This is a genomic window from Bradyrhizobium sp. LB13.1 (assembly GCF_054056815.1).
Genome location: NZ_JBSRYQ010000001.1, coordinates 2,160,656 through 2,181,171 on the forward strand (window position 1 = coordinate 2,160,656; position 20,516 = coordinate 2,181,171).

15 protein-coding genes and 4 pseudogenes are annotated in these 20,516 nt (G+C 64.2%); 9 read left to right on the plus strand and 10 right to left on the minus strand.

The features are described from left to right. Positions 1–193 precede the first annotated feature (193 nt). Both ACVWYI_RS10145 and ACVWYI_RS10150 read right to left on the minus strand, forming a co-directional pair. Complete coding sequence (locus ACVWYI_RS10145; RefSeq protein WP_247340362.1) at positions 194–850, minus strand: DsbA family protein; 657 nt, start codon at positions 848–850, stop codon at positions 194–196. Positions 851–977: 127 nt separating this feature from the next. Then, positions 978–1,472: a DUF721 domain-containing protein gene (locus ACVWYI_RS10150; protein WP_354105265.1), complete on the minus strand. Its 495-nt coding sequence runs from the start codon at positions 1,470–1,472 to the stop codon at positions 978–980. Positions 1,473–1,594: 122 nt separating this feature from the next. Here ACVWYI_RS10150 and mutY point away from each other — a divergent pair, with 122 nt between their 5' ends. Both mutY and ACVWYI_RS10160 read left to right on the plus strand, forming a co-directional pair. After that, positions 1,595–2,695 carry an A/G-specific adenine glycosylase gene (gene mutY, locus ACVWYI_RS10155; RefSeq protein WP_354105266.1) on the plus strand — a complete coding sequence of 367 codons (1,101 nt, stop codon included), beginning with the start codon at positions 1,595–1,597 and terminating at the stop codon, positions 2,693–2,695. A gap of 68 nt (positions 2,696–2,763) precedes the next feature. Then, a complete protein-coding gene (locus tag ACVWYI_RS10160; RefSeq protein ID WP_456661875.1) occupies positions 2,764–3,192 on the plus strand; it encodes a PaaI family thioesterase in 429 nt (142 codons plus the stop codon). 206 nt (positions 3,193–3,398) lie between these two features. Here ACVWYI_RS10160 and ACVWYI_RS10165 read toward each other — a convergent pair whose 3' ends face one another. Next, positions 3,399–4,679 carry a flavin-dependent oxidoreductase gene (locus tag ACVWYI_RS10165; protein ID WP_456661876.1) on the minus strand — a complete coding sequence of 427 codons (1,281 nt, stop codon included), beginning with the start codon at positions 4,677–4,679 and terminating at the stop codon, positions 3,399–3,401. Positions 4,680–4,807: 128 nt separating this feature from the next. Here ACVWYI_RS10165 and ACVWYI_RS10170 point away from each other — a divergent pair, with 128 nt between their 5' ends. Next, complete coding sequence (locus ACVWYI_RS10170) at positions 4,808–5,428, plus strand: glutathione S-transferase family protein (RefSeq protein ID WP_354105268.1); 621 nt, start codon at positions 4,808–4,810, stop codon at positions 5,426–5,428. Between the two features lie 108 nt (positions 5,429–5,536). Here ACVWYI_RS10170 and ACVWYI_RS10175 read toward each other — a convergent pair. Continuing rightward, positions 5,537–6,455: pseudogene (locus tag ACVWYI_RS10175) on the minus strand (LysR family transcriptional regulator). 90 nt (positions 6,456–6,545) lie between these two features. On the opposite strand from ACVWYI_RS10175, the gene ACVWYI_RS10180 reads away from it, so the two are divergent. Continuing rightward, positions 6,546–6,980 carry a nuclear transport factor 2 family protein gene (locus ACVWYI_RS10180; protein ID WP_456661877.1) on the plus strand — a complete coding sequence of 145 codons (435 nt, stop codon included), beginning with the start codon at positions 6,546–6,548 and terminating at the stop codon, positions 6,978–6,980. 340 nt (positions 6,981–7,320) lie between these two features. Further along, positions 7,321–9,330 (plus strand): methyl-accepting chemotaxis protein, encoded by a 2,010-nt coding sequence (locus ACVWYI_RS10185; RefSeq protein WP_456661878.1) that lies wholly within the window; start codon positions 7,321–7,323, stop codon positions 9,328–9,330. A gap of 56 nt (positions 9,331–9,386) precedes the next feature. Here the strand turns inward: ACVWYI_RS10185 and ACVWYI_RS10190 are convergent, their stop codons facing one another. Continuing rightward, on the minus strand, positions 9,387–10,073 hold the full coding sequence (locus ACVWYI_RS10190) for a glutathione S-transferase family protein (RefSeq protein WP_456661879.1): 687 nt from the start codon (positions 10,071–10,073) through the stop codon (positions 9,387–9,389). A 269-nt stretch (positions 10,074–10,342) separates the two neighbouring features. Between ACVWYI_RS10190 and ACVWYI_RS10195 the strand changes: the two genes are divergently transcribed. After that, entirely contained in the window at positions 10,343–10,498 is a 156-nt protein-coding gene (locus ACVWYI_RS10195; protein ID WP_456661880.1) for a hypothetical protein, read from the plus strand. Positions 10,499–10,710: 212 nt separating this feature from the next. Here the strand turns inward: ACVWYI_RS10195 and ACVWYI_RS10200 are convergent, their stop codons facing one another. Then, entirely contained in the window at positions 10,711–11,841 is a 1,131-nt protein-coding gene (locus ACVWYI_RS10200) for a DNA methyltransferase (RefSeq protein ID WP_456661881.1), read from the minus strand. Positions 11,842–12,245: 404 nt separating this feature from the next. On the opposite strand from ACVWYI_RS10200, the gene ypfJ reads away from it, so the two are divergent. Beyond that, a complete protein-coding gene (gene ypfJ / locus ACVWYI_RS10205) occupies positions 12,246–13,181 on the plus strand; it encodes a KPN_02809 family neutral zinc metallopeptidase (protein ID WP_354105274.1) in 936 nt (311 codons plus the stop codon). A 140-nt stretch (positions 13,182–13,321) separates the two neighbouring features. Then, a complete protein-coding gene (gene moaB / locus ACVWYI_RS10210; RefSeq protein ID WP_247340341.1) occupies positions 13,322–13,885 on the plus strand; it encodes a molybdenum cofactor biosynthesis protein B in 564 nt (187 codons plus the stop codon). Between the two features lie 100 nt (positions 13,886–13,985). Here the strand turns inward: moaB and ACVWYI_RS10215 are convergent. Both ACVWYI_RS10215 and ACVWYI_RS10220 read right to left on the minus strand, forming a co-directional pair. Beyond that, a pseudogene (locus ACVWYI_RS10215) lies at positions 13,986–14,916 on the minus strand (bifunctional helix-turn-helix transcriptional regulator/GNAT family N-acetyltransferase). A 62-nt stretch (positions 14,917–14,978) separates the two neighbouring features. After that, positions 14,979–15,554 carry a glycosyltransferase family protein gene (locus ACVWYI_RS10220; RefSeq protein ID WP_247340335.1) on the minus strand — a complete coding sequence of 192 codons (576 nt, stop codon included), beginning with the start codon at positions 15,552–15,554 and terminating at the stop codon, positions 14,979–14,981. Positions 15,555–15,885: 331 nt separating this feature from the next. On the opposite strand from ACVWYI_RS10220, the pseudogene ACVWYI_RS10225 reads away from it, so the two are divergent. Beyond that, positions 15,886–16,726: pseudogene (locus ACVWYI_RS10225) on the plus strand (RMD1 family protein). A 166-nt stretch (positions 16,727–16,892) separates the two neighbouring features. On the opposite strand, the gene ACVWYI_RS10230 reads toward ACVWYI_RS10225, so the two are convergent. Both ACVWYI_RS10230 and ACVWYI_RS10235 read right to left on the minus strand, forming a co-directional pair. Further along, a complete protein-coding gene (locus ACVWYI_RS10230; RefSeq protein WP_456661882.1) occupies positions 16,893–18,083 on the minus strand; it encodes an acetate/propionate family kinase in 1,191 nt (396 codons plus the stop codon). An 8-nt stretch (positions 18,084–18,091) separates the two neighbouring features. After that, positions 18,092–20,507, minus strand: a pseudogene (locus ACVWYI_RS10235) (phosphoketolase family protein). Positions 20,508–20,516 lie beyond the last annotated feature (9 nt).

Sequence of the window (20,516 nt, forward strand, 5' to 3'; positions counted from 1 at the left end):
CGAATCCCCCTGCCGGGACACTACCATGGAAGGCAATGTCGCTATCCGGGCGAGTCGCGCGAGGCGCCTCATGCGGCTGGACAATGGCCGCGGTGTGCCGCGAGGGCAACCGGCCAAAGCCGCTTTTCCCAAGGGATTTATGCCGGGAAAGATACGGCCATCGAGATGCGAATCAGGCTTTGTATGCGAAGAATCAGCTCTTCAGCAGCGGATTGATCTTCTTGGCGAATTCCTCGAACGTGGTCTCGCCCTTGATCTTCTCACCGTTGATGAAGAAGGTCGGCGTCGAATCGACCTTCAGAACGTCGCTGGCGTATTTCTGGTCGGCGGCGATCTTGTCGAGCAGGGCCTGGTCCTTCAGGCAGGCCTCGACCTGCTGCTGGGTAAGGCCGGCCTGCTTGCCGATCCGCGTCAAGGTCTCCGTGGTGTTCTTCACCACCCAGTCGTTCTGCTGGCGGAACAGCATGTCGGTGACTGCGAAGTATTTCGGCGCGTCGCCATTGGCGATACAGCGCGACAGCATCGAGCCGGCGGCGGCTTTGATGTCGAGCGGGAACTCGCGGAAGATGTAACGCACCTTGCCGGTGTCGATGTATTCCGACTTGATCTTGGGGAACACCTGCTCGTTGAAGGCCGCGCAATGCGGGCAGGTCATCGAGGCGTATTCGGTGATGGTGACGGCGGCGTCCTTCGGGCCCAGCGCCATGTCGGGCAACGACACCGGCTTCGCCACATCGGTGGCAGCCTGCGCCATTGCTTCGGAGATGAACCGCAGCGGCGAGAACCCGGCGACCGCGGCAAGCCCGGTCAGCGACAGCATCGTGGTGAAGGCGCGGCGGGTGATGATCAAGGTCGGCTCCCGGATTGGCGTGGTCTCGCCCGAGATTCCCGTTCGGGCGGCCTGTCGCTAGCTTGAAACCTCGTTTGAGGCAATGGCGAGCGACAAGGACGGGTCCAGATTGGCAGCCGAATGAGGCTCAATTTCGCTTGATGGCGGCCCCGAGCCGGGCCAGCGCCGACTTGAGCTGTTCATCTTCGATGTCACCCAGGCTCTCCGCCACCTTGGCCACCGATTTGGCGTCCGGCGGGGCGGGGCGTGCCGGCCGCCGGGCGCGCGAGAGCGGGGCCTGGCGGAAGGCCAGCTTGCCGACCGCGCTCCAGCCGAAGAAGCGGTTGACCCGCTCCAGGATCACGTCGGCGGAGTGCTGGATCTCCAGCGCTATCGGCCCTTCAACTCGCAGCACCAACGTCGCCGGCTCCTGCGGTTGGCCCTCGACCGGGCGCGGCCACTGCATCTTCAGCGGCTCGGCATGGGCCGCGATCTCCGGCCCGGCAATCTGCGCCCACCGCGTCACCAGCTCGCGCGCGGCAAACCCCTGCTTGGCATAGGCCTCGGCAAAGACGTCGTTGAGCAGGAGCGAAAGCGGCTTTGCGCTGATGGGACCGGGTTTGATGGGACGAAGCTTGGACATGCGCCCTTATAGCACTCCGGGGCGTGACCCATAGGTTCCTCGCTGCGAAGAAAGACGTGGATGCCCGCGACGAGCGTAGGCATGACGTGGAGAGATCGGCCTGACGCCGTTACAGTGAAAGCATGAGCCCAAAATCTGCCCTCAAGGCGAAATCGGAACCAGTCCAGCCGGAGACCTCGTCGCGTCCGCTCGCGCTCCTTGCCTGGTACGACCGCCACCGGCGCCGATTGCCCTGGCGCGCCGCGCCCGGGGAGGCATCCGACCCTTACCGTGTCTGGATGTCCGAGATCATGCTTCAGCAGACCACGGTGAAGGCGGTCGGGCCCTATTTCGAAAAGTTCGTCGCGCGCTGGCCTGATGTCACGGCGCTGGGGCGGGCCTCGCAGGACGACGTGCTGCGGATGTGGGCCGGGCTCGGCTATTACTCACGCGCGCGAAACCTTTATGCCTGCGCGGTTGCGGTGACGCGCGAGCATGGCGGCACCTTTCCCGGCACCGAAGAGGGCTTGCGCGCGCTGCCGGGCATCGGGCCTTACACGGCGGCCGCGATCGCGGCGATCGCCTTCGACCGCCGCACCATGCCGGTCGACGGCAATATCGAGCGGGTGGTGTCGCGGCTCTTTGCAGTTGAAGAAGAGCTCCCGCAGGCAAAACCGCTGATCCAGCAACTGGCGGCGACGCTGCTTGCCGATTCTCGCGCGGGAGACAGTGCACAGGCGCTGATGGACCTCGGCTCTTCGATCTGCACGCCGAAAAAGCCGGCTTGTTCGTTATGCCCCTTGAACGAGGACTGCACGGGGCGCGCGCTGGGAACGCAGGAAACGTTTCCGCGCAAGGCGCCAAAGAAGACCGGCGCGCTACGGCGCGGTGCGGCCTTCGTCGTCACGCGCGGCGACGAGCTTCTCGTCCGCAGCCGTCGCGAAAAGGGCCTGCTCGGCGGCATGACCGAGGTGCCGGGCTCGGACTGGCTGGCCGGGCAGGACGATGCCAAGGCGAAGCAGCAGGCGCCGGAGCTGAAGGGGTTGTCGCTCTGGCAGCGCAAGGTCGGCGTGGTCGCCCACGTCTTCACGCATTTTCCGCTGGAACTGGTGGTCTACACGGCCAGGGCCGAGGCCCGCACGCGCGCGCCCGAGGGGATGCGCTGGGTTCCGATTGCGACCTTGGCCGGCGAAGCGCTGCCCAATGTCATGCGCAAGGTGATTGCGCATGGATTGGGTCGCTAGGACCCATCCTGCTGACACCATGCTGTCAGCAACCCTGGGCTACTCACGCAGGGCAACGGAGGGTTCGCATGGTCAAGACCGCGCTCGACAACTTCAAGAGGCCGCCCTGCGCCGAGCTGCTCGGATGGCGCCTGCTCGATGCTCGCCCGGAGGAGGGCTGGATCAAGCTCGCCTTCGACGGCAAGCCGGAGTTCTGCAATCCGGCCGGTTTCATCCAGGGCGGCATGCTCTCGGCCATGCTCGATGACACCATGGGTCCCGCCGTGCTGGTGATGAGCGAGGGCCGGCTCTACACCACGACGATCAGCATGACCGTGAATTTCCTGGCGCCCGTAAAGCCCGGACCGATCATCGGCGAGGCCAAGGTGACGCAGCTCGGCAAGACGATCGCGTTCGTCGAGGCCCGGCTGACGGCGGAAGACGGCACGCTGCTGGCGACGGCGACCGCGAGTGAGCGGCTGCTGGAGGCGGCGAGGGTGGTGCGGCAAATAATCTAGCCGCGCGTGCGGTACCCCTTCCTCCCTTGCGGGAGAAGGTGGCGCAAAGCGCCGGATGAGGGGTATCTCTCCGCGCGTTCAAATCGTGAGGGACGAACGCGTGGCGATAAACCCCCCACCCAAGTGAGTCTGCGTCTACAGGCGTCGCTGCCCTCTCCCACAAGGGGCGAGGGCACATCAACGCGCATCTCGCCACTTGTGAGGGCTTATCCACCCACGCGCTTCGCACCCGCGCTGACGATCGGTAGCTTCGCATTCAGCGCCTCCACCTGAAACCCAGCGACGCGCTTGTAGTTGACGGCAATATTCTCCAGCTCCTGCTGCGATAGCACGTCGGTGACGACCTTGTAGCCGTCGGGCGCGCGCTCCTCGACGAGTTGCATCACCTGCTCGGGGCCGTTCTTGCGGTTGAGCAGGACCAGGTCGGTGGTCGCAGGCCCCCGCGCGGCCTCGTAGGCCAGCAGCGCCGCCTGCGTCGGGCCATGCGCCAGGATTTCGCGGGTGATGGTGCGCGCATCGAGGATCGCCTGCGAGGCGCCGTTGGAGCCGATCGGGTACATCGGATGCGCGGCATCGCCCATCAGCGTGACGCGGCCGAAGGTCCATTGCGAGACCGGATCGCGGTCGACCAATGGGTATTCGTAGGCATGCGGGCAGTTCTTGATCAGACCGGGCACGTCGAGCCAGTCGAACTGCCAACTCTCGAACCAGGGCAAAAACTCTTCCAGCCGCGCTGTGCGGTTATAGTCCTCGCGCCGCCATTGATAGGTCGGCGGCATGTGGCGCTCGGCAACCCAGTTGATCAAATGGTTGCCCGCCGCGTCCGGCTCTTTCGATATCGGATAGCAGACGAATTTTAGGATCTCATGTCCGGCCATGATCATGGTGCGGCCGGTAAGGAAGGCTTTTGCAGGCGTGACGCCGCGCCAGAGGATGCGGCCGTTCCAGATCGGGGGGCCCTCGTCGGGATAGAGTTTTTCTCGCGCGGCGGAATGGATGCCGTCGGCGGCGATCAGGATCGTGCCGTCGTAAGTCCCCGCGGCCTTGCCGGTCGCCTTGTCGATGAAATCGGCGCGCACGCCGTCAGCGGTTTCGCTCCAGCCGGTCAGATGATGGCTGTTCAGGATGTTGTCGCGTCCGAGGCGTTCGATCGCGGTGTCGAGCAGGAGCTGCTGGAGCGTGCCGCGATGGATCGAAAATTGCGGCCATTGATAACCGGCCTCAAGCCCGCGCGGCTCGCTCCAGATCGGCTTGCCGTGCTTGGAGAAATAGGCAAGCTCGCGGGTGCGCACGCCGCTGGCATCGAGCTTGTCCATCAGGCCGAGCTCGATCAGCTCGCGCACCGCATGCGGCAGCACGTTGATGCCGACGCCGAGCGGCCGCAGTTCGGCGACGCTCTCGAACACTTTCGTGGGAATGCCGATTCCGTGCAGGCTGAGCGCAAGCGTCAGCCCGCCGATGCCGCCACCGGCGATGAGTACGGTCATGAGAAAACCCCTCCAATTGGGGGCGTCTTGGCACAGGCGGGCGCCGGTGGGCAACTGCGAAGAGAACGATGTGCTATGGACCTTAGGGGCGACAGCCGTTATTTTCCAGCTTTCCCATGAGGTCAGACATGCTCAAGCTCTACTACGCCACCGGCACATGCGCGCTCGCCACCTACATCACCCTGGAAGAGGCCGGTGCCGACTATTCGGCCGAGCGGCTGAGCTTCAAGACCAATCAGCAGAACAGCGCGGATTATCTCGCGATCAACCCGAAGGGCCGCGTGCCCGCCCTGGTGACCGATCGCGGCGTCCTGACCGAGACGCCGGCGATGCTGGCCTATCTTGCGCAGACCTTCCCCAAGGCGAAGCTCGCGCCACTGGACGATCCCTTCGACTTCGCCCAGGTGCAGTCGTTCAACTCCTACCTCTGCTCGACCGTACACATCAACCATGCCCACAAGATGCGCGGCGCCCGCTGGGCGAGCGAAGAGAGCTCGTTCGCCGACATGAAGCAGATGATCCCGAAGACCATGGGCGCGTGCTTCTCCCTGATCGAGCAGAAGATGTACAAGGGGCCCTGGGTGATGGGCGAGCAGTACACGATCTGCGACCCCTATCTCTACACCCTGTCGACCTGGCTTGAAGGCGACAGTGTCGACATCAACGCAACGCCGAAGATCGCCGATCACTTTAAGCGCATGTCCGACCGCCCCGCCGTGCGCAAGGTGATGGACGCGCAGAAGGCGTAGGATCTTGTAGGGCAGGCAAAAGCGCAAAGCGCCGTGCCCCACCAACTTCCACGCGACAACAGAAGGGGTGGGCACGCTTCGCTTTGCCCACCCTGTGGGACTGCGACGTTAGGAAGCCTTTCGCTTCTCCAATTCTCGTCCCGTCTCCAGCATCAATCGCCGCAACCAGATCGATCCCGGGTCCATCTGGGACCGCGTCGGGTAGAACATGAACTGCTCGTCGATGCCGGGGTCGAGCGGCGGCGTCACCGTGACGAGGCCGAACTGCTTCGACAGCGCCGCGATCAGCCGGCGCGGCACGAAGGCAACGAGGTCGGTGCGGGCTGTGACGTGCAGCGCCTCGAGATAACCCGGGACCACCAGTGAAATGTGCCGGTCGAGTGCCCTTGCTGCGCAGCCAGGTGTCGATCAGGTCCTCAGCGCTGCCGCGGATGATGACGCCGACATGGCGTGCGGCGAGGAACGTCTCGCGCCGCTTCAGCTTCGCAGCCATGGGATGGCCGCGCCGCACTGCCAGCGCATCGCTGTCGGTGTAGAGCAGCTGCCGATGAAAGCCCTTGAACGCGTTGCCGATCGAGATCACGAGATCGATGGTGCGGGCGAACTCGGTGTTGAAGATCGCAGGTCCCCGCCACGGCACGATGTCGATGCGGACGTTGGGCGCAACGCGCGTCACCTTCTCCATCAACGGCGGCATCAGGAGCTCAACCGCGAGATCCGGCATCATCAGGCGGAATTGCCGTTCGCTGCGGCCGGCGTCGAAGTCGTCAGGCACGAACAGCCCGCGCACCTGGTCAAGCGCCTGCGCCAGCGGCGTGCGCAAGGCTTGCGCCCGTGGCGTCAGCTCCATCCGCGCGCCTGTGCGCACCAGGAGCGGATCGCCAAAGATGTCGCGCAGGCGCTGCAGCGCATGGCTCGCCGCCGGTTGCGAGAGTCCGATCCGCAAGGCGGCGCGGCTGACGCTGGCCTCGCGCAGCAGCGCGTCGAGCGCGGTCAGAAGGTTGAGGTCGAGCGAATTCAAATTCATGAGGCGAATAGATATCATATCCGCTATCGATTTGAAGAATTTAGAGCCGGCGGCGATGATCCCGGTGTTCTCACCAACGGAGATGCCGCCATGAGCGCAAGTGCCAACAAAAAACTGATGCAGGATATTTTCGCCGCCGCCGCCAGTTCCGATCCGGTCGGGCGCGACCGCGCCCTGTTCACCGCAAGTCTTGCCGACGACGCCAGATGGGTCGTGACCGGCCAGTACTCCTGGTCGCGCACCTTCGCTGGGAAAGAGGCGATCCTCAACGATCTGCATGCCTATGTGCGGACCCGTCTGGTCGACCGGACACGGACGGTCGCCCACCGCTTCATTGCCGACGGCGACATCGTCGTCGTGGAGGCCAAGGGCGACAACGTCACGCCCGAGGGGGTGCGCTACGACAACGACTATTGTCTCGTGTTTCGTCTCGAGAACGGCAAGATCAAGGAAATCCGGGAATATTGCGACTCGGTGCTGACGGAGAAGGCACTCGGCCCGTTTCCGCAAACGGCCGGGAGCTGAGCGGGTCGAGCGGCGTCGCGTCCGGCGACCGCTGCCGTCCGCCCCGTCGGCGATGGCCGTGTCGGTCTGGCGCAGTCCGGATAAGCTGCAGCGGCCTGCACGCTGCTGCGGGCTTCGCGCCAAAACCGTGCTCAACCTGCCGATAAAATCAGCAGATGTCGTGCACCCTGACGCATGCGCGCGCGAAAAATTTGAAGGTTCAATTAACGAGTGTCCCCCATTGTGTCGCAGTGCAGCATGAGTCGCGTAAAGCGTGACGCGCGGCTGCCGGGGGTGGCCGTGACGATCGCCGGAGTTGTTCGTCCGCCCGAATTCACATGCATCTGGGTGGACGGTGGGAATGCCGAGTTTTCGTTTGCGGATCAGGGGACGCCTGTACGCAGGTTTCATGGCCTTGGTGGCGGTTGGTCTCGTAATGGCGGTGGTCGCCGTCTGGAATTTACGGACCGTGCAGGATCAGGTCGCAAAGGCCTCGGCGTTTTCGGACAGCACGGCACGGGTTCTGGAGATATCGACCCATCTTCAGGCGATCCAGCGGGCCAATCTGCGATACATTTATGACGCCAACGAGCCTGCAATGCGGGAGGCGGCGGAACGGGAGGCCGCGGCGACCGAGCTGTTGCAGGTCGGGGCGAAGGGCACGCTCTCCGAGGAGCGCCGAAAGCTCTACAATGATCTGATCGCCGACATCGCCAAGATGCGAAGCCTGCGTGACAATCTCGGCGACGCCGTCAACGAGGCGAGAACCGGCAAGGCGACGCTGCTGCCGAGCGGCGATGAGCTCACCGTCAAGATGAACAAGCTGGTCGATGTGGCGCGCGCAGCCGTCGATGAAGACACTGCGTCCCTTGTCGCCGACCTCGAATCCAGGCTTCTTCTCGTTCAGATCGCAAACTGGCGTTTCCTGGCCCTGCGCGACGTGAAGGGGCCCGCGAACTTCAGAACCAATGTAGACAGGGCGTCGCAGCGGCTCGCAGCGATCGAAAAGAGCCCGCAGGCGACCGAATTACGAACCACGCTCGCCCCGGTGAAGACTTCGCTCGGAATCTACAAAACCGCCTTCGAGACGACGTCGGCGGCGATGCTCCAGGCCGACGAGATCTACCACAAGAACCTCGCGCCTCTCATCGTCGACAGTATCGCCAAGCTCAAGGTCGCGGAAACGGCCTTGAAGAAGGACTACAAGGATTCGCGCAGCAGGGCCGAAGCCGTCATTGACGGCACGACGACCGTGCAGGAGATCGCGGGCGGCCTTGCCATCCTGTTTGGATTGATCGTCGCCTTCCTGATCGCCCGCAGCATCGTCGGTCCCCTGACCTCGATGACGCGCGCGATGGGGCTGCTTGCCGGCGGCAATCTCGAGGTCGCGATCCCCGGCCGCGGCAAGGCTGACGAGATCGGCGACATGGCCAAGGCGATCGAGGTGTTCAAGACCAACATGATCGACACCGAGCGCCTGCGCCATGAGCAGACCGAAATCGAGGCGCGCCAGGCCGAGAGTCGCAAAGCCGACATGGTGAAACTGGCCGACCAGTTCGAGCAGGCCGTGGGCGAGATCGTCGACACCGTGTCGTCGGCATCGCACGAGCTCGAGGCGTCCGCAGGCACTTTGACCACGACCGCTTCGCGGGCCCAGGATCTATCGACGGAAGTCGCCTCCGCGTCGCAGGAAGCCACGGCCAACGTGCAGGCGGTCGCCTCGGCGACGGAACAGCTGTCCTCGTCGGTGACGGAGATCGCGCGCCAGGTACAGGAATCGGCCCGCATCGCCGGCGAAGCCGTCGGTCAGGCGAGCAGGACCAACGCGCGTGTCGGCGAGCTTTCCAAGGCCGCGGCCCGCATCGGTGACGTGGTCGAGCTGATCAGCACCATCGCCGGCCAGACCAACCTCCTGGCGCTGAACGCCACCATCGAGGCGGCGCGCGCAGGCGAAGCCGGCCGCGGCTTTGCCGTGGTGGCCTCGGAGGTCAAAGCGCTCGCCGAGCAGACCGCGAAGGCCACTGGCGAGATCGCTCAGCAGGTTTCGGGCATCCAGGCCGCGACGGAGGAGTCGGTTGGCTCGATCAGGGAAATCAGCGGCACCATCCAGCGGCTGTCGGAGATCTCGTCGACCGTCGCCGCTGCCGTGGAAGAGCAGGGTGCGGCCACGCAGGAGATCTCCCGCAACGTCCAGCAGGCTGCCCAAGGCACGCAGCTTGTGTCGTCCAACATCGGCGACGTGCAGCGCGGCGCCTCCGAGACCGGCTCAGCCTCCTCCCAGGTGCTCTCGGCGGCGCGTTCGCTGTCGGCCGACAGCAACCGGTTGAAGCAAGAGGTCACCAAGTTCCTCAACTCGGTCCACGCCGCCTGAGCCCAAAGCAAAAGGCCACGCGCATGCGCGTGGCCTCGCATAGCGGCGTGGCGTAATCACGCCACTTTCGTCGTCATGTGCTTGAACATGTTGCCGCGGGCCTCGTCGTCCATCTCGGCCTTGAAGGTGAACTTGTCCTTCAACGCGATCGCGCGCGCCGCCGCGGGCCGCGCCGAGACCTCGTCCACCAGCCGCTTCACGTTCGGGTATCGTGCAAAGGCGTCATCGCCGAGCTTGAACGGCACCATCCGGGCCCAACCCCATAGCGCCATGTCGACGATCGAATAGCTGTCGCCGACCACATAGCGGCGGCTGGCAAGGTGGCCGTCGAGAATCTTGTAGTGGCGATCGGTCTCGAACTGATAGCGGTTATACGCGTAGTCGTGGTTCTGGTCCTTCGGCGCAAAATGCTTGAAGTGAACGGCCTGACCCGAATAGGGCCCGACGCCGGTGGCGATGAACATCAGCCATGACAGCATCTCGCCGCGAAGATTGGCGGCGGGCAGGAATTTGCCGGTTGTCTCGGCTAGATAGAGCAGGATGGCGTTGGAATCGAACACGATGGTGCCGTTGTCGTCGATCGCCGGCACCTTGCCGTTCGGATTGATCTTCAGATAGTCCGGCGTGAACTGCTCGCCCTTGCGGGTGTCGATCTTCACCGGCTCGAAGGGCAGGCCGGACTCTTCGAGAAAAAGCGCGACCTTGGTCGGGTTCGGCGAACCGTTGAAATAGAATTTGAGCATCGGGCGTCTCCCCAGTGTTTGGTGGTCGAGAGCGGAGGCAGCGTCACTGTCGCTGACGGCCTTCTCTTGCCTGAACCTTGTCGGTGGGAGCAACCGGCGAGTTTGCCGGGCGGTATCTGCGCGCCACGCAGATCAGCCGGCGTAACAAAGGCCAATCGCCGCCGTAATGACCATCGCCGCGCCCACAGCCTCCAGGCGCAGCCCGAGCCGCGTGGCGATATGCATGTCGGAGGCCCGCGCGCCTTGCGCTCAGATCCGCGCGCGTTGCCGTGAACGATGACGTCATGATTGAAATTGTCGTGTGCCTCGTTGCTGCTGGCGAGCCCGACGCAGACCACGAGCACGCCGAACAAGGCGAGGCCGAAGAAGCCCAGCAGCGCGATCAGGAACATCGGAAACATGCCGACCAGGAAGATCGGCAGTAGCGGTAGCAGCAGCAATGTCTCGGACTGTCGTCGCATGGGAGCCGACCGGTCGGGACTGACTTCTCAAATCTAGTCCCGGCCGTCACGTCATTCAAGACGCCCTGGGGTGGGCAAAGGCGCAAAGCGCCGTGCCCACCAGCACTGCTTCGGTCCGGATTGACCGGGATGGTGGGCGCGATTCGCTTTGCCCACCCTTCAAGATCGCGGGAAGCCTACCCGGCCGCCATGCCGGCGCGGATTTCGGCGCGGAGTTCGTCGATCAGCTTGAGACCCTTCTTGGTCTCGATGTGCCAGAAGGTCCAGCCGTTGCAGGCTTGCGCACCTTGCGCCACCGCGCCCATGCGGTGGATGGAGCCGACCTTGTCGCCGAACATGATGGCGCCGTCGGCGCGCACCAGTGCGCCGAGCTTCTTCTTGGCGTCGAACAGTTTCGTGCCGGGCATGATCATGCCGCGCTCGATCAGCTCGGAGAACGCCACCCGCGGCGCTTCGCGCGCGGTCATGAACGGGGCAAGGCTTGCCTCCGGCAGCGGCTCGACCGCGGCGATGCGCGCTTGGGCCGCTTTCGCGTAAGTCTTGTCGCGTTCGAAGCCGATATAGGAGCGCCCGAGGCGCTTTGCGACCGCGCCCGTCGTGCCGGTGCCGTTGAAGGGATCGATCACGAGATCGCCGGGCTTCGATGACGACAGCAGCACGCGCGCGAGCAGGCCTTCCGGCTTCTGCGTCGGATGTACTTTCTTGCCGTCGGCGCCCTTGAGGCGCTCCTCGCCGGTGCAGAGCGGGATCAGCCAGTCGGACCGTGCCTGCACGTCCTCGTTGGCGGCCTTCAGCGCCTCGTAGTTGAACGTGTAGCCCTTGGCCTTTTCGTCGCGCGCGGCCCAGATCATGGTCTCGTGTGCGTTGGTGAAGCGGCGGCCGCGGAAATTCGGCATCGGATTGGTCTTGCGCCAGACGATGTCGTTCAGGAGCCAGAAGCCGAGGTCCTGCATGACCGCGCCGACGCGGAAGATGTTGTGATAGGAGCCGATCACCCAGATCGTCGCCGACGGCTTCATCGCGCGGCGGGCGGCAAGCAGCCAGGCGCGGGTGAAATCGTCATAGGCGGAAAACGAATCGAACTTGTCCCAGTCGTCGTTGACGGCGTCGACATGGGATTCGTCGGGGCGTTTGAGATCGCCCTTGAGCTGGAGATTGTAGGGCGGATCGGCGAACACCAGGTCGACCGAACCAGCCTGAAGCCTCGACATCTCGGCGACGCAATCGCCGAGGACGATGCTGTGCGAAGGAGATTCAAAATTTGTGCGGGGCGCCCTTGCAGACGCCCCGCGACGCGACTCTACCATGACTCAAGAACTCTGACTCAGGCGACGCTGTCGGCGACGCGGGACCAAACAACCGACTGACCGTTACATTGCAGCGGCAAAGTAAAAATCGACTTAACCCGCCGCTTTCGTGAGCAGTCGTCGCGTCGTGCGTCGCGCGTGGTTTGCTGCACGCTTTAGCCGTGTTTTACAGCGCATTTCGCGTTTCTTCGTGTTGCGGGAGCGGCCGGAGTGCCAAAAAACTTCAAATTTCTCTCGGAAAAAATTGCTCGATGCCCGGAAAAAATTGCTGGCATTGCCATGCTGTCGCACTAGGCAATAATTGCCGAGCGGGATATTGATTAACGCAACGGAAATTTTAAGTGTGTGGCGCGTTGAGCTTTCTTGCGCCCAAATGATGCCATCCAGGACCGAGGGAAGCCGCCATGCGCTACGATGATTTCCGCCGCAGCGACGACATCGAGGATCGTCGCGACGATGGTGGCGGGGGCGGTGGAGGAGGCGGATTCGGTCTCCCCATGGGCGGCGGCGGGCTCGGCATCGGTACCATCATCGTGCTCGGCCTGGTCGGCTACGCCTTCGGCATCGATCCGCGCATCCTGATCGGCGGCGCCGAAATCCTCACCGGCGGCGGTCAGGCGCCGTCCTACCAGACCGATCGCCAGTCGTCCTCCAACGCCAAGCGTGGCGCGCCGACCGACGAGATGGGCAGCATGATCTCCGGCATCCTCGGCGAGATCGACGATCGCTGGAGCGAGATCTTCCAGGCTTCGGGCCAGTCCTACACCGGTCCGAAGGTCGTGTTGTTCCGCAACGTCACCAATGGCGGCCGTTGCGGCCGGGCAGAGTCGGCAATGGGACCGTTCTATTGTCCGCCCGACAAGACCATCTTCCTCGATACCGGTTTCTTCCGCGAGGTCGAGACGCGTTTTCGCGGCTGCTCCGGCAAGTCCGCCTGTAACTTCACCACCGCCTACATCATTGCCCATGAGGCGGGCCATCACATCCAGAACCTGCTCGGCATCATTCCGCGCGTGACGCGACTGCAGCAGCAGGCCGGCAGCAAGGCGGAGTCGAATGCGCTCCAGGTGAAGGTTGAATTGCAGGCCGATTGCCTGTCCGGTGTCTGGGTCAATCGCGAGGCGAAGAAGCGGCCGAACTTCCTGGAGCCGGGCGACATTGACGCCGCACTCACCACGGCGAGCGCGATCGGCGACGACACGCTGCAGCGCCAGGCCACGGGCCGCGTCGTGCCCGATTCCTTCACCCACGGCTCGGCGGCGCAACGCAAACAGTGGTTCATGACCGGCTACCAGCAGGGCACGGTCCAGGCCTGCAACACGTTCGGTGGCGGGTCGTAATGAGCTAGTAGTGGCGTCATCCTGAGGTGCTCGCCTCTTCGATGGGCCCTAGAGATGGCGAGCCTCCGGCCATCCTTCGAGGCGCGCAAGTGCGCGCACCTCAGGATGACATCGGTGGTTGGGTAAGGAGATGAGATCCTATGGCGTCCATCGACGAAACAAAACAATTCATCCCGCTCAACATTGCGGTTCTCACTGTGTCCGACACGCGCGCGCTCGCTGACGACAAGTCCGGCCAGACGCTCGCCGACCGGATCCTTGCGGCCGGCCATCATCTCGCCGCGCGCGAGATCGTCACCGACGACGTCGAGGCGATCCGCGCCGTCATCCGCGGCTGGATTGCGGACGCGGGCGTCGACGTCGTCATCACCACCGGCGGCACCGGTTTTACGGGACGCGACGTCACGCCGGAGGCGATCGAGCCCTTGTTCGAGAAGCGCATGGACGGTTTCTCGATCGCATTCCACATGCTGAGCCACGCCAAGATCGGCACCTCGACGATCCAGAGCCGCGCCACCGCCGGCGTGACTGGCGCGACCTACATCTTCTGCTTGCCCGGCTCGCCCGGAGCCTGCCGCGACGGCTGGGACGGTATTCTCAAGGCCCAGCTCGACTACCGCACGCGTCCCTGCAATTTCGTCGAGATCATGCCGCGGCTGGACGAACACCTGCGCCGCCCGAAGGCCCAGGGCGCGACGGTGTAGTCGCGCTCTTCTCCCCCTTGTGGGAGAAGGTGGCGCGAAGCGCCGGATGAGGGTCCATCCGCACGGGCACATTTACTTGCATCTCGCTCGTTGCGAATAATCAGAGATCCCGCTCCCAAGTCTCGCCGATCAGATCGGCACCGAAGCTGTGGTGCTTCTCTGCCTTCACGAGCTTGAAGCCTGCACTTTGATAGATGCCACGCGCGGCGACCAGGATGCTTTGGGTCCACAGCGTCATCCTGCTGTAGCCTCTCTCGCGTGCGCCCTGGATGCATTGCTCGACCAGCGCGCGGCCGACGCCGAGTCCCCGCGCTTTCTTCTCCACCTGCAACAGGCGCAGCTTCGCAATCTCGTCCGTGGCCTTGACCAGGAAGATCGAGCCGACCGGCTCGCCACCCACTTCCGCAATCCAGCAGTGCTCGCGCGCGGCGTCATAGCCCTTGATGAACTGTGCGCAGATCTCGGCGACCAGGGCCTCGTAGCTGATATCCCAGTTGTAGTCGGCCGCATAGGCGGCGGCCTGCCGGGAGATGACCCAGCCCATGTCACCGACGCGATGGCTGCGCAGCATGAAAGCCGCGGGCTGGCTTCGACGTTGCTCCAGCACAGCCTCGATGCTCGCCATGGCCTGCGTGAGCCGCGTTGCATCGCTGGCCGAAAGCTGAGCCAGCATTGCGGCGACCTCATTTTGCGAGCCCAGGTTCAGCTTGGCAAAGGTCTGGCGGCCCTTAGCGGTGAGACTGAGCTGGTATTGCCTGCGATCCGCGGGCAGGGGCCTGCGGGTGATCAGCCCCTTTTCGTCGAAGCTTTGCACGATGCGGCTGAGATAGCCGGGATCGAGGCCAAGCTCGTTGCCGATCTCCTTTGCGGCAAGGTCGTCCCGTTGTGCGAGCTCGTAGAGCACGCGGGCCTCGCTGAGCGAGAACGGGGCTCTTTCCAAGGTGCTGGTCGAGCACGCCAAGCTTGCGAGTGTAGAAGCGGTTGAAGGCGCGGACCGCTGCGATGTGGTCGTCGGTAGCGTTGAACGGCATGGGTCACCTCGATATTTGCCATTGTCAAACAATTATTTGACTTTGGCAAGTATCTGGTGACCTCAGCCGACCATGACGATCCGGCTGCGCAGCATGATCCGGGACGAGCGGCCGAGCCGCCGCAGCAGCCGTGCCTCGGGGCGGCGGGCCTGGGGCGGGTAGCCGCCGATCCGGTCGTAGTGATCACGCGCGATCAAAAGTCCCTGATCGCCGAAGGGGCCGATGAGCTTGCGCGTCACGGCCCGGAAGATGTCGCGGAATCCGGCGTCGGCGTATGGCGAGCGCGCATAGCGGAAGACGGCCGCACGGTCCCGGCCGCTGGACGCGACGGTCTGGATGAACTGGGTGGTTTCCTCGATCCAGCCGGTTTCCAGCACGGCGCCTGCGGGCAGGAACATCAGCCAGGGCGAATGGGCCTGGAGTGCGCCGGCGGCGAGGGCTGCGCCTTGCGAGGATCCCTCGAAGCCGATGAAACGGCAGCCCGCGACGTCGGCAACGCGCTCGATGACGCCGTTGCGGGTGCCATCGACCAGGAGCACTTCCCGGATGATGCCCGCGGCGGCACCGGGTACCAGCGCGGCCAGAGTTGCGACCGCCGTCTGCTCGACGCCTTCGGTCGGAATGATGACGCTTAGCATGATTGAGGCTTCAGTCTCCGCACTTCGGGAGAAGCGCAACTAATTATGATGTTGTCATAAACATGCAGCGTTGCCGAGTGCAACTTTTCGGCCGCGCTTCGGTCTACGATGGTAAACCGCCGGAGCCGTCGTATCCAAATATGTCCCGCGCGGGGTGGCGATATTGCCGAATGGTTCGGCGCGGTCCTTGCTTGACCGTATTAGTGCGGAGGTTGCCGCAACCTTGCGCGATGCCTAGGCCGTTCGCAATCCTGCAAGGAAGGGGATCCGATAGCTGACCAGCGCGGGAACGGGAAAAACGTGCAATCGCGCCGCTGACGAGGGGCTTCGAATGAACGCCGATCAACTTGCTGTTAACACGCCGGCAACTTCTCCCAGGCTGGACGGCGCGCCGATCTTGCGGATCCGCGCCGTGATGCTGGGCGAACGCATCAATCCCTCGGGCCTCGAGATAGGCGCGACCGTCTCCTCGACGCCAGCCGCCTTCCGCGTCCATGCCGGCCTTGCGGTGATCTTCCGCTACGGCGTCGTGGTGCTGATCGGCCTCCTCCCTTCGGAAGAGAAGGTGCTGATCGACAGCTTGAAGCCCCGCGTGACCGGCGAGCTCAGCCCCTATGAGGAGGAGATCGCGCAGGCGCAGCTCTGCAAGGACGAAAGCGCCGAGGCGATCCAGCCGGGCGGCCCGATCTGCCTCGCCAAATTCTCCGACGACCGGCTGCTGCTGATCGCGGATGCGCTCGCCAAGAGTACCTCGCTTGCGGCGCGACGAGCGGCGTGTCGCCGCGGTCTTCGACGTGATCGAGCCGTTTGCGCGCAAGCTCGCCGAGCAGGGCCGCACACCGCCCCGGCGCAAGGGCATCCTGCAACTGATCGGCAATGCGCTTCTGGTCCAGCAGCGCGTCGCCGGCCGTGTTGCGGTGGCCGAGAAGCCGGACGTGCTCTGGGAGAAGCCCGAGCTCGACCGGCTCTATGCCCGCCTGGAAGACGAGTATGAACTGAAGGAGCGCCTCGACACGCTCGAGCGCAAGCTCACCGCCGTGTCCGAGACCGCCAACGCGCTCACCGACATCATCGACACCCAGCGCTCGCTCCGCCTCGAAATCGCGGTGGTGGTTCTGATCGTGATCGAGGTTGCGATCGGCTGTTTCCAGATTTGGTCGGGGACGCACTGACTCTGCGAGCGTCCTTGGCCTTATGGTTCGAGACGCGCCGTAGGGCGGCGCTCCTCACCATGAGGGTCTAAGGTTTCGTCGCGGAGCAGGACCTCATCCTGAGGAGCCCGCCAACGGCGGGCGTCTCGAAGGATGGGCTACGAAAAGATTGCCCTGCCACGTACTCTCAAATGTGATTTTCTTGTCGCAGCACCGCCGCACAATGCCGTGCGATCATCAGTTCCTCGTTCGTTGGAATGACGAAGACATCGACTGTACTATCGCCACTGCTGATACGCTCGCATCCCTCATCATTCGCCGCGGCATCCACGCGCACACCGAGCCAGCCGAGACGCTCGGCGATCGCGCTGCGGATTTTCTTGGCATGCTCGCCGATGCCGCCGGTGAAGACCAGGCAGTCCAGGCCGCCGAGCGTGGTCGCCATCATCGCGACCTGCTGCGCCGCGCGGAACGTGAAGAGCTCGACCGCCTCCCGCGCCGCAGGCTCGCCGCTCGCAAGCAGCACGCGCATGTCCGAGGAGATGCCGGAGACGCCGAGCAGGCCTGATTCGTGATAGAGCAGGCGCTGGACATCTTCGACCGACATCTTCTCGTGCTGTTGCAGATAGAGCAGCATGCCGGGGTCGATCGTGCCGCAGCGCGTGCCCATCACCAGACCGTCGAGCGGCGTCAGGCCCATCGTGGTGTCGATGCTGCGGCCATCGCGCAAGCCGCACAGGCTTGCGCCGTTGCCGAGATGTGCGATGACGGTGCGCTTTGTGATGAGCTGCGGCGCGGTCGCAGCGAGACGCCGCGCGACATATTCGAATGAGAGGCCGTGAAATCCGTAGCGCCGGACGCCGCGCTTTTCATAGCGCCTCGGGATGGCGAACCGGTTCGCGGGCGGCGTCAGGCCGTGATGGAAGGCGGTGTCGAAACAGGCAATCTGCGTCAGCGCCGGCCGGATCGCCTTGATGGTGCGGACCGGCTCCAGACAACGCGGCTGGTGCAGCGGGGCAAGCGGCGTCAGCGCCTCCAGCTTCGCGTAGACATCATCCGTCAGCTCGACCGGACCGGAATAGTCCGGGCCGCCATGGACGATGCGGTGGCCGACGGCGACCAAGCGGCGGTCGCCAAAACGGTCCTCGATGAAGCCCAGCACGTCGACGAAAAGATGATCGCTGTCCGGATCCGATGCTTTCCTCTGCTTCTCGAACAGATCGTCGCCCGCGGGGCTCTTCACGACCAGCCGCGGCCTGGTCTCGTGCTCGTCGAGCAAGCCCTTGCAGAGCAGGGCGGGCTCGGCCGCCGACATGCCGAACAGGCCGAACTTGATGCTCGACGATCCCGAGTTAAGAACGAGAACCGTTTTCGACATGGCTGCTGTCAGTCGCCCGCCTCCGCCGGAGTGTTGCCGCCTGCGCTGTTCGGCCAGACCCAGCCCTGGACATCCGGCATGTCCTCGCCGTGCTCGCGCACATAGCGCGAATGCTCGATCAGCTTGTCACGGAATTGCTGCTTCACCTGCGCCGCCTTGGCGGCGAGCCCAGGCACACGTTCGATCGCCTCGATCGCGAGGTGATAGCGGTCGAGCCCGTTGAGCACGACCATGTCGAACGGCGTGGTGGTGGTGCCTTCCTCGGCAAAGCCGCGCACATGCATGCCGGCATGGTTGGTGCGGTTGTAGGTGAGACGGTGGATCAGGTAAGGATAGCCGTGATAGGCGAAGATCACTGGCTTGTCGCGCGTGAACAGGCTGTCGAAGTCGCGGTCGTCGAGGCCGTGCGGATGCTGCTCCCGAGGCTGCAGGGTCATCAGGTCGACGACATTGACGACGCGCATCTTCAGGTCGGGCAGTGCCTTGCGCAGGAGGTCGACCGCGGCGAGCGTTTCCAGCGTCGGCACGTCACCGGCGCAGGCCATCACCACGTCGGGCTCTTGTCCCACGTCTTCCGTGCCGGCCCAGCTCCAGATGCCGATGCCCGCATCGCAATGCGTGGCCGCTTCCTGCATCGACAGCCATTGCGGCGCCGGCTGCTTGCCGGCGACGATCACGTTGATGCGATCATAGGTGCGCAGGCAATGGTCCGCGATCCACAGCAGCGTGTTGGCGTCCGGCGGGAAGTAGATGCGAACGATGTCGGCCTTCTTGTTGGCGACGAGATCGACGAAGCCGGGATCCTGATGGCTGAAGCCGTTGTGGTCCTGGCGCCAGACATGCGAGGTCAGCAAATAATTGAGCGAGGCGATCGGGCGCCGCCATGCGAGATGCCGCGTCACCTTGAGCCATTTGGCGTGCTGGTTGAACATGGAATCCACGATGTGGATGAAGGCCTCGTAGCAGGAGAACAAGCCGTGCCGTCCGGTGAGCAGATATCCCTCTAACCAACCCTGGCAGAGATGCTCGCTCAGTACCTCCATCACGCGGCCATCCTGCGCGAGATGCACGTCGTAAGATTCGATCGGCTCCATCCAGACGCGTTCGGTCGCCTCGAACACCGCGTCCAACCTGTTTGACGCGGTCTCGTCCGGACCCATGATACGGAAGTTGCGCTCTTGCGCGTTGAGGCGGATGACGTCGCGCAGGAATTTGCCGAGCTCGCGCGTCGCTTCCCCCATGACGCCGCCGGGCTCTCGCACGTCCACCGCGAAGCTGCGGAAGTCCGGCAGCTTCAGCTCCTTCTTCAGGAGGCCGCCATTGGCGTGCGGATTGGCGCCCATGCGGCGATTGCCTTCGGGCGCGAGCGCCTGGAGCTCGGCAATGAGCGCGCCGCTCGCGTCGAACAGCTTTTCCGGCTCGTAGCTGCGCATCCAATCTTCGAGAATCTTCAGATGCGCCGGATTCTCCCGGCAGTTCGCGACCGGCACCTGATGTGCACGCCAAAAACCTTCGACCTTCTTGCCGTCGACCTCCTTGGGGCCGGTCCAGCCCTTCGGGCTGCGCAGCACGATCATCGGCCAACGCGGACGTTCGACGCTCTTGCGGCCGTCGCGGGCGTGCTGCTGGATCGACCGGATGCCGGCGAGCGCGACGTCGAGCGCGTCCGCCATGGCCCGGTGCATCAATTTGGGATCGTCGCCCTCGACGAACAGCGGCTCGTGGCCGAGCCCCGCGGAAGAGATCGCGGATCTCCTCATCGCGCATCCGCCCGAGTACGGTCGGATTGGCTATCTTGTAGCCGTTGAGATGCAGGATCGGCAGCACCGCGCCGTCATGGGCGGGATTGAGGAACTTGTTGGAGTGCCAGGACGCCGCGAGCGGGCCGGTCTCGGCCTCGCCGTCGCCAACGACACAGGCGACGATCAGGTCGGGATTGTCGAAGGCCGCGCCGTAGGCATGCACCAGCGCGTAACCGAGCTCGCCGCCTTCATGGATCGAGCCCGGCGTTTCCGGCGCCGCGTGGCTGGGAATGCCGCCGGGGAAGGAGAACTGTCTGAACAGCTTGCGCAATCCGTCCGTATCGCGTGCGATATCGGGATAGATCTCGCTGTAGCTGCCTTCGAGATAGGTGTTGGCGACCATGCCGGGGCCGCCGTGGCCGGGACCGCAGACATAGATCACGCTCAGGTCCAGCGCGCGGATGACGCGGTTGAGATGGGCATAAATGAAGTTCAAACCCGGCGTCGTGCCCCAATGGCCGAGCAAACGCGGCTTGATGTGCTCGGGCCGCAAGGGCTCGCGCAGCAGCGGGTTGTCGAGCAGGTAGATTTGCCCGACGGAGAGATAGTTCGCAGCGCGCCAGTAGCGATCAAGGAGGCCGAGGTCGCTGCTCGCCGCAGGCGATTGTCTTCGCTTTGTCATGTTCTTGCC

Coding starts and splice junctions, on each gene's coding strand:
- ACVWYI_RS10150 (WP_354105265.1), bottom strand. CDS start 1,472: ATGTCCAAGCTTCGTCCCATCAAACCCGGTCCCATCAGCGCAAAGCCG.
- mutY (WP_354105266.1), top strand. CDS start 1,595: ATGAGCCCAAAATCTGCCCTCAAGGCGAAATCGGAACCAGTCCAGCCG.
- ACVWYI_RS10160 (WP_456661875.1), top strand. CDS start 2,764: ATGGTCAAGACCGCGCTCGACAACTTCAAGAGGCCGCCCTGCGCCGAG.
- ACVWYI_RS10165 (WP_456661876.1), bottom strand. CDS start 4,679: ATGACCGTACTCATCGCCGGTGGCGGCATCGGCGGGCTGACGCTTGCG.
- ACVWYI_RS10170 (WP_354105268.1), top strand. CDS start 4,808: ATGCTCAAGCTCTACTACGCCACCGGCACATGCGCGCTCGCCACCTAC.
- ACVWYI_RS10180 (WP_456661877.1), top strand. CDS start 6,546: ATGAGCGCAAGTGCCAACAAAAAACTGATGCAGGATATTTTCGCCGCC.
- ACVWYI_RS10185 (WP_456661878.1), top strand. CDS start 7,321: ATGCCGAGTTTTCGTTTGCGGATCAGGGGACGCCTGTACGCAGGTTTC.
- ACVWYI_RS10190 (WP_456661879.1), bottom strand. CDS start 10,073: ATGCTCAAATTCTATTTCAACGGTTCGCCGAACCCGACCAAGGTCGCG.
- ACVWYI_RS10200 (WP_456661881.1), bottom strand. CDS start 11,841: ATGGTAGAGTCGCGTCGCGGGGCGTCTGCAAGGGCGCCCCGCACAAAT.
- ypfJ (WP_354105274.1), top strand. CDS start 12,246: ATGCGCTACGATGATTTCCGCCGCAGCGACGACATCGAGGATCGTCGC.
- moaB (WP_247340341.1), top strand. CDS start 13,322: ATGGCGTCCATCGACGAAACAAAACAATTCATCCCGCTCAACATTGCG.
- ACVWYI_RS10220 (WP_247340335.1), bottom strand. CDS start 15,554: ATGCTAAGCGTCATCATTCCGACCGAAGGCGTCGAGCAGACGGCGGTC.
- ACVWYI_RS10230 (WP_456661882.1), bottom strand. CDS start 18,083: ATGTCGAAAACGGTTCTCGTTCTTAACTCGGGATCGTCGAGCATCAAG.